Source organism: Flagellimonas sp. (assembly GCF_965601775.1).
Classification (GTDB): Bacteria; Bacteroidota; Bacteroidia; order Flavobacteriales; family Flavobacteriaceae; genus Flagellimonas.
The window spans coordinates 1007448-1023023 of record NZ_OZ271837.1 but is presented as its reverse complement, the minus strand read 5'-3'; the positions used below and the strand labels follow the sequence as shown (position 1 = coordinate 1023023).

14 protein-coding genes are annotated in these 15576 nt (G+C 40.0%); 8 read left to right on the top strand and 6 right to left on the bottom strand.

The window, feature by feature from the left end; genetic code table 11:
* Positions 1-59: 59 nt before the first annotated feature.
* The 7 genes from ACSLUF_RS04915 (at position 60) to trpA (ending at position 6778) form a co-directional block, all read left to right on the top strand.
* On the top strand, positions 60-1457 hold the full coding sequence (locus tag ACSLUF_RS04915; RefSeq protein WP_435625019.1) for an anthranilate synthase component I family protein: 1398 nt from the start codon (positions 60-62) through the stop codon (positions 1455-1457).
* A 3-nt stretch (positions 1458-1460) separates the two neighbouring features.
* Positions 1461-2027, top strand: coding sequence for an anthranilate synthase component II (locus ACSLUF_RS04910; protein WP_435625018.1), 567 nt, complete (start codon positions 1461-1463; stop codon positions 2025-2027).
* 119 nt (positions 2028-2146) lie between these two features.
* Positions 2147-3139: an anthranilate phosphoribosyltransferase gene (gene trpD / locus ACSLUF_RS04905; RefSeq protein ID WP_435625017.1), complete on the top strand. Its 993-nt coding sequence runs from the start codon at positions 2147-2149 to the stop codon at positions 3137-3139.
* A gap of 79 nt (positions 3140-3218) precedes the next feature.
* Positions 3219-4001 carry an indole-3-glycerol phosphate synthase TrpC gene (gene trpC, locus ACSLUF_RS04900; RefSeq protein ID WP_435625016.1) on the top strand — a complete coding sequence of 261 codons (783 nt, stop codon included), beginning with the start codon at positions 3219-3221 and terminating at the stop codon, positions 3999-4001.
* Positions 4002-4106: 105 nt separating this feature from the next.
* On the top strand, positions 4107-4787 hold the full coding sequence (locus ACSLUF_RS04895) for a phosphoribosylanthranilate isomerase (protein WP_435625015.1): 681 nt from the start codon (positions 4107-4109) through the stop codon (positions 4785-4787).
* Positions 4771-5952, top strand: coding sequence for a tryptophan synthase subunit beta (gene trpB, locus ACSLUF_RS04890; protein ID WP_435625014.1), 1182 nt, complete (start codon positions 4771-4773; stop codon positions 5950-5952). The genes ACSLUF_RS04895 and trpB overlap by 17 nt, the downstream gene beginning before the upstream one ends.
* Positions 5953-6013: 61 nt before the next feature.
* Positions 6014-6778, top strand: a complete 765-nt coding sequence (gene trpA / locus ACSLUF_RS04885) for a tryptophan synthase subunit alpha (RefSeq protein ID WP_435625013.1) — start codon at positions 6014-6016, stop codon at positions 6776-6778.
* Here trpA and ACSLUF_RS04880 read toward each other — a convergent pair.
* Positions 6775-8088 carry a sensor histidine kinase gene (locus ACSLUF_RS04880; protein ID WP_435625012.1) on the bottom strand — a complete coding sequence of 438 codons (1314 nt, stop codon included), beginning with the start codon at positions 8086-8088 and terminating at the stop codon, positions 6775-6777. The two genes, trpA and ACSLUF_RS04880, sit on opposite strands and share 4 nt — an antisense overlap.
* A 66-nt stretch (positions 8089-8154) precedes the next feature.
* Here ACSLUF_RS04880 and ACSLUF_RS04875 point away from each other — a divergent pair, with 66 nt between their 5' ends.
* The gene (locus tag ACSLUF_RS04875) at positions 8155-9663 is read left to right on the top strand and encodes a M20/M25/M40 family metallo-hydrolase (protein ID WP_435625011.1); all 1509 of its coding nucleotides are present in this window, start codon (positions 8155-8157) and stop codon (positions 9661-9663) included.
* Between the two features lie 14 nt (positions 9664-9677).
* Here ACSLUF_RS04875 and ACSLUF_RS04870 read toward each other — a convergent pair whose 3' ends face one another.
* The 5 genes from ACSLUF_RS04870 to ACSLUF_RS04850 form a co-directional block, all read right to left on the bottom strand.
* The gene (locus ACSLUF_RS04870; protein WP_435625010.1) at positions 9678-12242 is read right to left on the bottom strand and encodes a phosphoenolpyruvate carboxylase; all 2565 of its coding nucleotides are present in this window, start codon (positions 12240-12242) and stop codon (positions 9678-9680) included.
* A 125-nt stretch (positions 12243-12367) separates the two neighbouring features.
* The gene (locus ACSLUF_RS04865; RefSeq protein WP_435625009.1) at positions 12368-13042 is read right to left on the bottom strand and encodes a uracil-DNA glycosylase family protein; all 675 of its coding nucleotides are present in this window, start codon (positions 13040-13042) and stop codon (positions 12368-12370) included.
* A gap of 17 nt (positions 13043-13059) precedes the next feature.
* Positions 13060-13821 (bottom strand): peroxide stress protein YaaA, encoded by a 762-nt coding sequence (yaaA, locus tag ACSLUF_RS04860; RefSeq protein ID WP_435625008.1) that lies wholly within the window; start codon positions 13819-13821, stop codon positions 13060-13062.
* Between the two features lie 91 nt (positions 13822-13912).
* Positions 13913-14938, bottom strand: a complete 1026-nt coding sequence (locus ACSLUF_RS04855) for an RluA family pseudouridine synthase (RefSeq protein WP_435625007.1) — start codon at positions 14936-14938, stop codon at positions 13913-13915.
* 2 nt (positions 14939-14940) lie between these two features.
* Positions 14941-15528, bottom strand: coding sequence for a PASTA domain-containing protein (locus ACSLUF_RS04850; RefSeq protein ID WP_435625006.1), 588 nt, complete (start codon positions 15526-15528; stop codon positions 14941-14943).
* Positions 15529-15576 lie beyond the last annotated feature (48 nt).

Here is a 15576-nt window from a genome sequence, read left to right as displayed (position 1 = left end):
TACGAGGCTTGTCATCACGACAAGCCTTTTTTAGTTTTAAAATCTAAGTTCTCTTAAAAATGACTTATAAATTAAGAACACATTATAAAAAAATTCTGGCCGACACCATTACCCCAGTTAGTGTGTATTTAAAAATTCGGGATAAGTTCCCCAATAGTATTCTCCTGGAAAGTAGCGACTATCACGCCAATGATAACAGTTTTTCATATGTCTGTTGTAATCCCATTGCTTCTATCAAAATAGAAAATGAAATAATAACTGAGATTTTACCAGATGGAACATCACATAGCAAACCGATTGACGATTCCATCGATGTTACGCAAACCATTCATGAGTTTTCCCAAAAATTTGTAGTGGAAAATAACGGGTTCAAGTTTATCAACAATGGCCTTTTTGGGTATATGGCATATGATGCGGTTCGTTATTTTGAGGATGTGAACATTCAACCCAAACCCAATTCTATTGAGATTCCGGACATTTACTATGCCGTTTACAAAAATGTGATTGCGATAAATCATTTTAAAAACGAAGCGTATCTATTCGCGCATTGCTATGATTGCGAGAGCAATGTAGCGGAGATTGAACAATTGCTCAATGTAAGAAGCTTTGCCTCCTATAATTTTTCCTTGGAAGGAGATGCAAAATCTAATCTAGAAGACGAAGAATATAAGGAGCATGTCGCTTTAGCCAAGAAACATTGTCAGCGAGGCGATGTTTTTCAACTGGTGCTCTCCAGACGTTTCACCCAGACCTTCAAGGGGGATGAATTCAATGTGTACCGCGCTTTGCGTTCGATTAATCCATCACCTTACCTATTTTATTTCGATTATGGGGACTTTAAGATTTTTGGAAGTTCACCGGAAGCCCAATTGATTGTAAAAGAAGGTAAAGCGGAAATCCATCCTATTGCAGGGACCTATAAAAGAACAGGTAGTGATGAACAGGATGCGGAGCTGGCCAAACAACTTGCTCAAGATGAAAAAGAAAACAGCGAGCATGTGATGCTGGTAGATTTAGCACGCAATGATTTAAGTCGAAACGGAAATGCGGTCAATGTAGACACCTACCGTGAGGTACAATACTTTTCGCATGTGATTCACTTGGTATCCAAGGTGACGGGAATTAAAAAAGAAGACATCCCAACCATGAAGGTGGTTGCAGACACTTTTCCGGCAGGCACTTTAAGTGGAGCTCCTAAGCACATGGCCATGCAGCTTATCGAAAAATATGAGAAAACGGCCCGAGCGTATTACGGAGGGGCTATTGGCTTTATGGATTTTGAAGGCAATTTTAACCATGCCATTATGATACGGACCTTCCTGAGCAAAAACCACCAATTGCATTATCAAGCCGGCGCAGGACTGGTAGCGGCTTCGGACCCAGAGACCGAGCTGCAAGAAACCTTCAATAAATTGGGTGCCCTCACCAATGCGCTTAAAATCGCAGAAACTATCTAAGCTATGGGAAGAAAGATATTGATGATTGATAATTATGATAGTTTCACCTACAATTTGGTGCACTACCTTGAAGATTTGGACTGCGATGTTACTGTAAAACGTAATGACCAATTAACGGTGGAGGAAGTTGCTGAATTTGACGAAATCGTATTGTCGCCAGGACCTGGAATACCGGATGAAGCTGGACTCCTAAAATCGATAATTGAAACCTACGCACCTACCAAACGCATTTTTGGAGTATGTCTCGGGCAACAGGCCATAGGAGAGGTTTTTGGGGGTAGTTTAATCAACTTAGACCAGGTTTATCATGGAATTTCCACCACCATTGAGGTGGTAAAAGAGGATATAATTTACAGGGATATGCCAAGGGAACTGGAAGTAGGAAGGTATCACTCCTGGGTGGTACATCCGGATTTACCGGAAGAACTCGAAGCCACCTCAATTGACGAAAACGGTCAAATAATGAGCTTACGGCACAAAACATATGATGTTACAGCTGTTCAATTCCACCCAGAATCGGTTTTGACCCCGCATGGAAAGCAAATGCTAAAAAATTGGCTTGATAAATAGAAAAAAGACAATAGAAGATAGAAATGAGACTGCGCATTAGTTATTATGAAGCAAGCAGGTTTTTCAATTTAGTTGGATATTCTTTTCTCTATCCTCTATAATCTCATATCTCAAATAAAATGAAAGAGACTTTAAATAGACTTATTAATCACGAAATACTTTCCAAGGAGGATGCCAAACAGATTTTGGTCAATATTGCCAAAGGCGACTATAACACCAGTCAAATAGCCGCTTTCTTGACGGTCTACATGATGCGTAGTATTACCATCGAAGAGTTGGAAGGCTTCAGGGATGCATTATTGGAGCTTTGTTTGGCGGTTGATTTAAGTGACTACAACCCTATTGATTTATGTGGCACCGGAGGAGATGGGAAAGACACTTTTAATATCTCAACCTTGGCGTCTTTTGTAACTGCGGGCGCAGGAATTAAAGTCACCAAACATGGAAATTATGGGGTTTCTTCCAAATGCGGAAGTAGTAATGTAATGGAATTCTTGGGCATCAAGTTCAGTAACGAAGCTGATTTTTTGAAAAAATCCATTGAAGAAGCTGGAATTTGTGTTCTTCATGCACCATTGTTTCATCCGGCTATGAAAAATGTGGCTCCGATACGTAGGGAATTGGCAGTAAAGACCTTTTTCAACATGCTGGGCCCTATGGTGAATCCAGCCTTTCCTAGAAATCAAATGGTGGGAGTTTTTAATCTCGAATTAGCTAGGATGTACGGATATCTATATCAGAATACGGACAAAAATTTTACGGTGCTCCACGCTTTGGATGGTTATGATGAAATAAGTTTGACAGGAGCTACCAAAACCATCTCAAATGGTTCTGAAAGTATGCTGGAGCCATCAGATTTTGGGGTTTCCAAAGTCGCTGCATCTTCCATTGTTGGTGGCGAGGATGTTTCAGATTCGGCTCAAATTTTTATGAACATTCTTCAGGGTAAGGGCACCGAAGCACAAAACAATGTAGTCTGTGCCAATGCTGGGGTTGCGATATCTACTGTTCAGGGAATATCTCCAAAAGAAGGGTTTGAAAAAGCCAAAGAATCGCTTTTAGGAGGTAAAGGACTCGATTCGTTGAAAAAAGTTCAGGAGTTAAGCCTATAACAAAATACATCAGACATCAGACATCAGACATCAGACATCAGACATCAGACATCAGACATCAGACATCAGACATTAAAAAATGAACATTTTAGAGAAAATAGTAGCTGACAAACGCAAAGAAGTATCCCTAAAAAAGGGGTTAATTCCTACTAATCAATTGGAGGCTTCTGTTCTTTTTGGAAGAAACTGCATCTCATTGTCACATGCCTTGCGCAATTCCGAAACTGGAATTATCGCAGAGCACAAAAGACGCTCTCCTTCCAAACAGACCATAAACCAAAATACCAATGTAGGTGTGGTTGCCAAAGGTTATGAAAAAGCAGGCGTTTGTGGCATGAGTGTTTTGACTGATATTAAATACTTTGGAGGTTCGTTGGAAGATTTACTCTTGGCACGAGCTTCGGTAACGATGCCTTTACTCCGCAAAGAGTTTATGATAGATGAATACCAGGTCTTGGAGGCTAAAGCCTACGGAGCAGATGTTATTCTACTTATTGCTGCGGTCTTGTCCAGAGAAGAAATCAAAACCTTATCGGAATTGGCTAAAAGTTTGGGCATGGATGTCCTGTTGGAGGTGCATAATCAGGAAGAACTAGAAAAATCCATCATGCCCAGTTTGGACATGTTAGGTGTCAATAATAGGAACTTAAAGACATTTGACGTCAGCTTGGAAACCAGCAAAAGTTTGTCTGAATTGATTCCCAATGACTTTGTGAAGGTTTCAGAAAGTGGCATTAGTTCCATTGAAGCCATCGCGGAATTGAGGCAATTTGGATATCAAGGCTTTTTGATTGGTGAGAATTTTATGAAAACGGATAATCCTGGTCTAAGTGCCAAGGAATTTATTGAACAATTAAAATAAACGTCACTTCGAGTGATTTTGGAGACCAAAATTGTATCGAGAAGGGACAGGTCTCGATACGTTTTGAAGAAGTTCAAAACACTTGACCAGAAGATAGAAAAGAAAATGAAACTTAAAGTTTGTGGCCAAAAATATAATGTAGGCGAAGTTGCAGAACTGCAACCGGACTACTTGGGTTTCATCTTTTGGGAACCTTCCTCTCGATTTTTCGAGGGAGATATTCCAGCCTTATCCGAAGGAACTAAAAAAATTGGGGTTTTTGTGGATGCTACTGTTGATGAAGTATTGCAAAAAATAGAAAGGTATCAACTGGAAGGGGTTCAATTGCATGGCAAGGAGAGCCCGGAGTATTGTAACCAACTACGTCATTCCGAATTTGTTTCGGAATCTCATTCAAAAAAAACCCTAAAACAAGTTCAGGGTGACAACCTAGAAATCATAAAAGTGTTTTCCATCAAGGATGAGTTTGATTTTTCAGTTCTAAAACCCTATGAAGAGGTATGTGACTATTTTCTTTTCGACACAAAAGGAAAACTTCCTGGAGGTAATGGTTATGTATTTAACTGGAAAATTTTGGAAAGATACCCCTCAACCAAACCGTATTTTTTAAGTGGAGGTATAGGACTGGATAATGTAAAGGCAATACAATCTTTTCTGAGAACGGAAGCCTCTAAATACTGTTATGCCATAGACGTCAATAGTAGATTTGAAACGGAACCAGGGCAAAAAGACATCAAAAAAATAAAAGAATTCAAAAACTTATTGAAACATGAGTTATCACGCTAACGAAAAAGGATATTATGGTGAATTTGGTGGTGCATTTATCCCCGAAATGCTCTATCCCAATTGCGAAGAACTGCGCCAAAATTATTTGAAGGTCATGGCGGAACCCTCTTTTCAGGAAGAGTTCAATCAATTGCTAAAAGATTATGTGGGACGCCCTACGCCACTCTACTTTGCAGAACGCTTATCGAAAAAATACCAGACCAAAATCTATTTGAAAAGAGAAGATTTGTGTCATACTGGAGCACATAAAGTGAACAATACTATTGGTCAAATCCTGATGGCCAAAAAACTGGGAAAGCATAGAATCATTGCAGAAACTGGTGCAGGTCAACATGGCGTGGCTACTGCTACCGTTTGTGCTTTAATGGGGATTGAATGCGTAGTGTACATGGGTGAAATTGATATTGCACGACAGGCTCCAAATGTGGCTCGTATGAAAATGTTGGGTGCCGAAGTAAGAGCAGCTAAATCAGGAAGCAAAACCTTGAAAGATGCCACAAATGAGGCTATTCGGGATTGGATAAACAATCCTGTGAACACGCATTACATTATTGGCTCTGTGGTTGGACCACATCCGTATCCAGATATGGTCGCCCGCTTCCAGTCGGTTATCTCCGAAGAAATTAAATGGCAGTTGCAAGAAAAAGAGGGTCGCGAAAAGCCTGATTATGTGGTTGCCTGTGTAGGTGGAGGAAGTAATGCTGCTGGGGCCTATTACCATTATTTGGATGAGCCTGAAGTAGGCATTATTGCTGTGGAAGCCGCAGGAAAAGGAATTGATACGGGAGAAAGTGCAGCTACATCCGCTCTAGGGAAAGTAGGTATTATCCACGGAAGTAAAACCCTTTTGATGCAAACCCCGGATGGTCAGATTACAGAACCGTATTCCATTTCAGCAGGATTGGATTACCCGGGTGTGGGACCTATGCATGCCCATTTGTTCCGAAGTGGACGTGGAGAGTTCATTTCCATTACAGATGACGAAGCGATGACCGCCGGATTGGAAGTTTCGCAATTGGAAGGTATCATCCCAGCGATAGAAACCAGTCATGCCTTTGCCATTTTCGATTACAAAAAGTTCAAAAAAGATGACCTCGTAGTCATTAACCTTTCTGGAAGAGGGGACAAAGATTTACAGACTTATATTGACTACTTCAAGCTATAGAGATTAGAATAAAGATATTAGACGAACCATACTTAGATTACTGATTACTGATTACTGAAAAATGAATAGAATCAACCAAAAACTGAGCGAAGACAAAAAATTGCTCTCCATATATTTTACCGCAGGTTATCCGGCCTTAGATGACACAGTAGACATCATTCAATCGTTACAGGAGGCTGGAGTGGATATGATTGAAATTGGATTGCCTTTTAGCGATCCACTTGCGGATGGACCTACCATTCAGGAAAGTTCAACGGCAGCATTGCGAAATGGAATGCATACAGAATTACTATTTGAACAATTAAAAGACATTCGTAAGTCCGTTGACATACCTTTGATAGTGATGGGGTATTTCAATCCTATGTTGCAATATGGAGTCGAGGCATTCTGTAAAAAATGCCATGAAATTGGAATTGATGGTATCATCATGCCCGACCTTCCACTCGATGTTTACCAAAAAGAATACGAAGCTATTTACAAAAAGTATGGGCTCATCAATGTATTCTTAATAACACCTCAAACCAGCGAGGAACGGATTAGAGCAATAGATGGGGCTTCAGAGGGGTTTATCTACATGGTAAGTTCAGCAAGTACAACTGGAGCCAAATTAGGTTTTGGAGATGAGCAAAAGGCCTATTTTGACCGAATAGCCTCATTAAAGCTCAGAAATCCACAAATAGTCGGATTTGGGATTAGTAATTCAGACACTTTTCAAGCAGCAACGGAAAATTCGAAAGGAGCGATTATCGGGTCAGCCTTCATCAAGCATTTGACCCAGAATGGAAAAAAGGACATTGAAGGTTTTGTAAGACGCATTCGAAGTTAGGCAAGTCCTAAGTTGGGTTCAAGAGGAATGGATTTATAAATTTGGATTTCAGCGGTCACTCCTTTAGGACTTTTAGAAAGCAATAGTCCTCCATTGTTTTTCTTAAGCATTCGCTTGCAAATAAACAGTCCTTTACCCAGTCCTTTTTCTTGCTTTGTACCAAGAGTACTGGTTACCATCTGTCCAGTATTTATTTTTTCAAGCTTTTCTTCATCCACTTCCTCCGCAACATTGTGCACTCTAAGGCTGAAATGCTTTTCATTTTCTATGTTGTCCACCAAAATACGTTGGCCGTGGGGTGAAAACTTTATCGCATTTGTAAGTAAATTTCGAATTGCGGTTTGAAAAACTTCTTTGGAATAAAATAAATTAAATTCTGTATCAACAGCATTTATTAAACTTAGATTCTTTTCATTTAGATTTTGCGAATGTCGTTGGCTAATTTCCTCCACAAGTTCATATAGATTGATATCCATATACGACTTGAGAGTCTCATCATTCTGCATGGCCCAATTCAAAAGACCATCCAACATGCTATAGGTCTTATCTATGGATTGTTGTAACATGCCTAAATATTTGTTCCTATCTGTGTTTGAATTAGAATTTCGGGTAATGGTCGTCAACATTGAAATTTGATGGATAGGTGTCCTCAAATCATGGGCGATAATTCGCATAATGTCCTTACGAAATGTGGTCAATTCCATCAGTTCTTCATTTTGGACACTAACCACTTGATGCTGTTCTTGAAGTTCGTTCTGTAAACGAATAACTCGATTAAAAATAAAAAAGCTGACCGCGCCCACAGAAGAAATCATAATAAAGGCCAGGATATACTTTCCTAAAGGTAATTCAGGATAAAGCATGGCACAAGCCACTATAAATGCCGTATTGTAACCAATAACTACAAATTGATGCCAGGGTTTCTCAAAGACAGCCAACAAAAGGCCCATTACAAAAACAATCATTTCGACCCTGGAGAAGTAGGCTTCAAAATTCAAATTGGCGTCTTCCAGCCTAAAGGGCAAGTAAATTGTGGATGATAGGATGTTGATATACACCATAATGATGAACAACGCGCTGGTAGTCATCCATTTTAGTTTCCAAATGACCGAAGATATGAGAATAATAGAAAAGACAACAAGGTGCTTTGCGGCATATTTGTTCAACCCACCTAGCTGGTATTCGGTAAAAAAATTCGTGGCCAATCCGACCAAAACTAGAAAAATGAGAACATGAAAAATAATGCTATTGCGGTTAATAGCAACCAGCACTTTTTTATCTTTATAAAACGTACTCAATGTAGTTTCCAAAATTCACGAATATTGATACTTGAACGCATTTTGATGTATTTTCTTACTTTTTTGAAAGATTTTTAGATGAAACGCAGCATTCTTTTCCTTTTTTTATTGACAATCACAGCGGGTTTTGGCCAAAATTTGGATAGTACAACATTGAAGTCCAGTGTGGCCTCTGCCATACAGGATTTAAGGGATTTTGTAGCCCTGCCAAGTGATGCACTTAATGCCGATGATATTCAGGACAACCTCTTTTGGCTAAAAAAGCAATTTGGGGCCCGTGGCTTTAATACTACAGAGTTGGATACCGAAAACCATCCTCTGTTTTTCGGGGCCCTCCCTTTGGACGATGACAAACCCACCGTTCTTTTCTATATGCATTTTGATGGGCAATCGGTAGACCCTAGTAAATGGGACCAACCCAGTCCATATCAAGTGGTTTTGAAAAAGCCCAATAATTCAACCTTTGAAACTGTGTCCTTTAATGAACTTGAAGACGACATTAATTATGATTGGCGTTTGTTCGGAAGGGCCACCGCGGATGACAAAGGGCCCATTGTCATGTTTTTGCATGCCATCGACCTCCTGAAAAAAAGTGAGGAAGAAATGCCATTCAATATTAAAGTGATTCTGGATGGGGAAGAGGAAAGAGGAAGTAAACCGCTGCCTAACGCCGTAAAAGTGTATCGCGAATTGTTGGAAGCAGACTTTCTTATTATAAACGATGGCCCGATGCACCCATCAGGAAAACCCACTTTAATATTTGGATGTAGGGGAATTACCTCTTTAACCCTAACTACACATGGTCCATACAAACCCCAACATAGTGGGCATTATGGAAATTATGCGCCAAATCCAGGTTTTCAATTGGCTCAATTATTGGCAACCATGAAAGATGCGGAAGGTAGAGTATTGATTCCAGGGTATTATGATGGGATTGCTTTAGATGAAAACGTACAATCCGTCCTGAAAAGTGTTCCCGATGATGCGAAAGCTATTTCTGAGAAGTTACAATTTAAAACTGCGGAGAAAGTAGGCAGTTTTTACCAAGAAGCTTTGCAGTATCCAAGTTTGAACATTCGAGGGATGGGCTCAGGTTGGATTGGTAATCAAGTACGAACCATTGTTCCAGAAAGTGCTACTGCCGAACTAGATTTAAGATTGGTTCCTGAAACAGATGGCAATCGGCTAAAAGGTTTGGTAAAAGAGCATATCAAAAAACAGGGTTTTTATGTGATGGACAAAATTCCCAGCAAAGAGGAGCGTATGGCCCATGACAAAATAATTACCATAAAGGAAGGTTCGGTCACCGATGCGTTTCGGACTGACCTCAACAATTCCTATGGAGCTTTTTTGAAGAAAACCTTAGAAACTAGTTTTGGTAAAGAAGTCGTACAGATTCGGATAATGGGAGGAACCGTTCCAATTGCACCCTTCATCAACGAATTGAAAATTCCAGCTTTTGTAGTACCAATGGTAAATCCCGATAACAATCAGCATAGTCCAAATGAAAACCTCAGGATTGGGCAATTGGCTTATGGGATTCAGGCTTTTTATGGGATTTTGTCCAGTGACTTAGTTCGCCCATAAAAAGTCTAGTTAACCTAAGCCGAATTCCTACTCGCATTAATATTACCATAGAGCGAACGGGTCACAATCTTCTCATAGAGCTCCTTGAATTCCGATTCTTGGGAAATATGGTACAGGGCATATTGCTGAATTACCAATAATGGCAAAACAATATTTTCCCGAATATTAACAGATTCGCGGGAAATGGCTTCGTCCTCCATCAGAATCTTAGAGCCTGAAATTTGGAGGAGCATTTGTTGGGATAGCTGATATTCAGAGTGTAAAATGTTCCAGAACTCTCCATACTCAGAATCCTCATTCATATAACTCGTCAAATTGAAATTGGTCTTGGCCAGCGACATCATACTGTTGTGCATCAGTGCACGGAAAAAGGGAACTTCTTTATATAGCTTTTTCACCTCTCCCAAACGCCCCTCGTCCTTAAATTTCTGAATGGCAGTTCCCAAGCCAAAATACCCAGGTACATTTTGCTTAAGCTGACTCCAAGAGCCTACAAAGGAGATAGCCCTTAAATCCGATAAAGTCAATTGTTTTTTATTTCCCCGTTTTCCGGGTCGACTACCAATATTCGCGTTGGAGTAATATTTTAGAGTACTCCTATTCTCAAGATAGGAAATGAACTTCTCATGTTGTTTTAGCGCATCGTACTTGGCAAAGCTCAAGGTAGAAAGTTCCTCAATTAATTTTCGTTGCTCCGCACTTATTCCAATTTCTTTACCAAAAAGATTGTTGCTAAGACCTGCTGTCAGTAACTGCTCTGCATTGTGTATAAACTGATCTTTCGTCCCGTAGGTACTGGTAATGGTTTGCCCTTGAATGGTCAATTGAATTTCATGGTTGGCCACATCTTTGGTCTGCGCCGCATAAAAACGATGCGTTTTTCCTCCTCCACGGGCGGGCGGGCCTCCCCTACCATCAAAAAATAAGGCTTTGATCCCATTTTTCTTGCAGACCTTGCTCAAGGTTTCTTTTGTCTTTAATATGGACCAGTTGGCTTTAAGATATCCCCCATCTTTGGTACCATCAGAAAAGCCTAACATTATGGTATGGGTATCCTTCCTTTTTGTCAGGTGGTCACGATACATTTTTGTATCAAAAAGGGTTTGCATAACACTTTCTGAGGCTTCCATGCCCTTCATGGTTTCAAAAAGAGGGACAATGTCAAACGTAATTTCTTTGGCATCCCATCCGCACCAACGGAACAATCCGAACACAAAAAGAACTGAAAAGATATCTTCGGAATTACTTATGATATAACGATTACAACCCTCCTCGCCATTCTTTTCCTGAATGGATTTTAACTGTTTGATGTTGGCAATAGTATCCTTTACGATATCCTCCTCATATTTTTCCGGATCAATTTTTGGATTTTTTTTCAACAACCAATCTACCAACTGCTTTTCCGAAAGCTCGTCCAGACTTTCCTTTATCGCTCCCTCTTCCTTAAGAATGGTTTCAACCGCCAGATAGTGCTTGCTGTGATCTTGGCGAATATCCAGCGTAGCAAAGTGCGATTTAAAAATCTGGACTTTATTGATTAGGCTGTCCAACTCTCCCAAATAAAGTCCGTGATAATCTTCCAAAAGTACTCCTCGGATTTCATTGAGTTTGCCCAAAATTTCCTCATAACCAATCACATAGTCCACATTAAACATCGCTTGATACAGCGAATCGCTTAGGGTAATCAATTCGTTTTGAAGCGCTTTGAAAGTGAGTTTCTTACGAATCGTTTTGAGCTCATTGTAGTAGCACTTCATCAAGGTAGTCCGAAGTTCATCAGCTACCTGATTGGTGATTTTTGCCGTTACAAAAGGATTTCCATCGCGGTCACCTCCAGGCCAAAAACCCAGTTTAATGATATCATAATTCGAAAACTCCTTATTCGGAATATTGCGTTTCACATAAGAAAACAGTTCTCCTACCGCGTCATAGTAGGTATGCCGGAGTATGTGGATAATATTTTTTGCCTCGTCCAGAGGAGTTGGCTTTTTGGCATTGACCAAGGAGGTCAAACCCAATTGTTGTAACGTGATATCAATATCATTAACCTTGTTCTCTTGTATCAATTGACCTAAATCGGAAATAATATCAAGAACTGCCGGTGTATAAAATTGGGTGGGGTGGGCCGTTAAAACTATCCGTGCACTAAAGGTCGATAGCTTTTTCGATATCTTATCCCAGTTTTTGTCTTGATCCACTAATTTAAAGTAGTCTTTGATGGACAGCGAACTGGTATATTTTTGAAGTTTTGGGAAGGCCGAATCCTCGACACTGTCATACAAAACCACCTGTCTTTCAACATATTGGATAATATTAAACATAAAATCCAATCGTTTTCTTTCAGAATCAATATCAGTGAAATTATCGAAAAAATTATCCAGAATCTCTTGGGGTTTTTTCCCAGCATTCAAGCCTTTTTCGCATTGATCAAACAATATCGGAATCAAAATTCCCACATTTTCAATATTGCGATAGGGCAAACTCAAGAAGAGACTGTTATAAATGGTAAATTTATTTACCACTGATTTCTTGAATTCCTCAAGTCTTTGTACCTGATGTTTATGACTATGTTGTGACATGATATAGGCAGCTTTGAAGCTTTAAATATCGGGATAAAAGCCAGATTACCCCAGTTTGTTTTCTCAAATAACAATTTGTTAAGCTAGAGGAAGAAAAAATAACAGGATAGAAGTCAGCAACTATTCTATTCCCAGCTATTCATGAAAAATGGACGATATTGGTCTACCCGGAAATCAAAGGTGTTGTATGAAGGATTCTTCTGCTTTTGGTCTTTGTATTTCTGAAGACTTCCCACCGCCCTATTGGCGGCCCCGGAAGGCGCGGTAAAAGAAACCGTCTTAATGGTTCGGTTTTTTCCAGGTAAATCAAATTGATGGATTCTAGGTACTTCCGACGAAACTATTTCCAATTGCATATCTTCTGTTCTTGCAAGCTTTCTGAAAAAATACTCGGGACCATTCTTGCTATTTCCTCCCATAAACAAGACAGTATTGATGTTAATGTATTCCTTCAAGAATCCAAAAATGTCTCTGAGTTTTACGTTTTGCATTCCCAAATCTGAAGCATCCACTTTTTCCCGCTCCGCACTTTCTACAATGTCACATACTGCAATGCGATGCTTCAGTAAAAACTGTTTTCGTTGCAAAATGGCCTCCTGGGTCGTCTCATATTTGAGACCGATACTGAAAATTTCATCCAAAATGGGCCAAAGCATGCCATTCCTACTCCCATAACAGAAGTCCACATCATCATGTTTCAAATCTCCGGAAGTAAACCTAGGCGGCGGCAAAGTCCCCACAATGAGCTTTTCCGCTTCGGGAAACAAAAAGGGTTCGTAGGGATGTTTATGAAAAAACAATAGGTTTTGAAATAGATTTATCGCACGAAAACGGGTTGATTTGGTTTTAAGGTATGTTCCTGACTGAACAAATAGCCGTCGTAATTGAATCCTTTGATATCATCCAAGGTCTTAGCATCTGAATCCAAGATATAGCGCACCATAGAACCTCTTGCTTTTTTGGCAAAGAAACTAATGACTTTTAGATTGTCGTTTTTCCAATCCTTAAAGATTGGGGTAATCGCTTCCGTTCTCAGCAATTTTTCGTCAATGGCACCGAAATATTCATTGCTGGCCAGATTCACAAAAAGTTCCCCTTCCTCCAGTTCTTCATTGATATGTTGGGTGAGCTGCTTCTTCCAAAACTCATATAAATTCTTCTTCCGGGCTACTTTCAATTGGGTTCCCATTTCCAACCGATAGGGTTGCACCAAATCCAACGGTCTCAAAATACCATAAAGTCCAGAAAGAATTCTGAGCGTATTCTGTAGGGTATCTAATTTGTCCTCGGAAATCGTAAATGCATCCAAGCCTTGATACACATCTCCATTAAATGCATACATGGCTGGCCTTGCGTTTTCTGGTGTAAATGGTGTGGAAAATTGCTGATTTCGCTCCCAATTCAGTTCAGCCAAATTGTCCGAAATGGACATCAACTTTGCCAAAGCCTTGGGTTTCTTTTTAGCTAGAACTGAATTCAATTTTACGGCTTGCTCCAAAAACTGGGGTTCGCTAAACCTTGTTGTAGGCAAAGCGGTTTCAAAATCAAGGGATTTAGCCGGAGAAATGACAATTTTCATAACACTAATTTTCAGTAAAAATAAGAAGGAAAGTCCATTTAAAGCGGAACCTCTTAATGATGTTTAACAATGCAAAGATTGAAAAAACCTATTAGGCATTGTGCTTGGCATAATTGCTCCATTTTTCAATCCCATTTTGCATATCTTCGGGAAGTTCAGAATCAAATCTCATAAACTCTCCCGTCTTTGGGTGTTCAAATCCCAGTGTTTTGGCATGAAGGGCTTGTCTGGGCAATACCTTAAAGGTATTTTCAACAAATTGCTTGTATTTGGTGAAAGTGGTGCCCTTAAGGATTTTGTCTCCTCCATAGCGCGCATCATTGAAAAGTGTATGGCCCAAAAACTTCATATGTACTCGAATCTGATGTGTTCTACCCGTTTCCAGCTTGCAAGATACCATGGTAACATAGCCAAAACGTTCCAAAACCTTGAAGTGCGTAACGGCCTCCTTTCCTGTATCTCCCTCTGGAAACACCATCATCTGTAATCTATTTTTTGGATTTCTGCCGATATGCCCTTCAATGGTACCTTCGTCCTCATCCATATTTCCCCACACCAAAGCGATATATTCCCGCTCACTACTTTTTTCAAAAAACTGTTTTGCTAAATGGGTCATGGCTTCCTCAGTTTTGGCAATGACCAAAAGTCCAGAAGTGTCCTTGTCTATGCGATGAACCAATCCGGGTCTATTCGAACTATTCTTAGGTAGGTTTTCAAAGTGATGTACTAGGGCATTAATCAACGTTCCGGAGTAATTTCCGTGTCCGGGATGAACTACCATTCCTGGGGGTTTGTTGACGACCAAAAGAGTATCATCTTCATAAACAATATCCAAAGGGATGTCCTCGGGGGTCAACAAAAATTCATAAGGTGGATGCTCAAACAACACTTTGACCTCATCCCCAGCCTTTACCTTGTAATTTTGTTTGACTAATGCATCGTTTACCCAAATATGGCCTTGCTTAGCGGCCTGTTGGATTTTATTTCGAGTTGCATTCTCAATAAAGTTCATTAGAAATTTGTCCACACGCAATGGTTCCTGTCCCTTGGCGGCAACAAAGCGATAATGCTCAAAAAGTTCATCCGGGTTAACCTCTGGATTTTCTGAACTATCCATGGCTATTGTGAATCTGCTTGGATACGGGCTTTAGCAGGAACTGTTCCATTTCCGCAAATCAGTTCAATTTTGGAAGTCTTCGGTATTTTATCTCCTGGCTTAAGATACTTGCCCTTGTGCTTCATTTGGTAGACCATATCCCTCCCCAACTCATCGATATAGGTAACGCGTTGCACATCCAGTCCTACGGCACGCAACATGGAAGTAGCATTACGTTGGGTCACCTGAATAATATCTGGAACGGTCACTTTCTTATATCCGGATGGATTGACGGTAAAATATATTTTTCTATTCGCTTTCACCTTATTTCCCGCGGGTGGGTCCTGTTCCAAAATAGAAAAACGGGGGTATTCTGGATTATAATTTGAAGAGTCCAGTACTTGATATCGCAATCCAGAATCTTCAACTGCTTTTCGCATTTCGATTACGGACATTTTAGAAAAATCAGGCACTTCCACAAATTCCCCGTGGTTGGTTGTGCTCTTTAACCAGCGTAAAACTCCATAACTGATAAGCACTAAGGCAACGATAGCCAGTCCCAATTGAATCAAAAAAGTTTTACTTTTCAAAAAGCTCAAAAAATGTCTCATGTTATGTAGGTAACTGAGCAAATATAGGAAAGCCAATGCTTTTTTCTT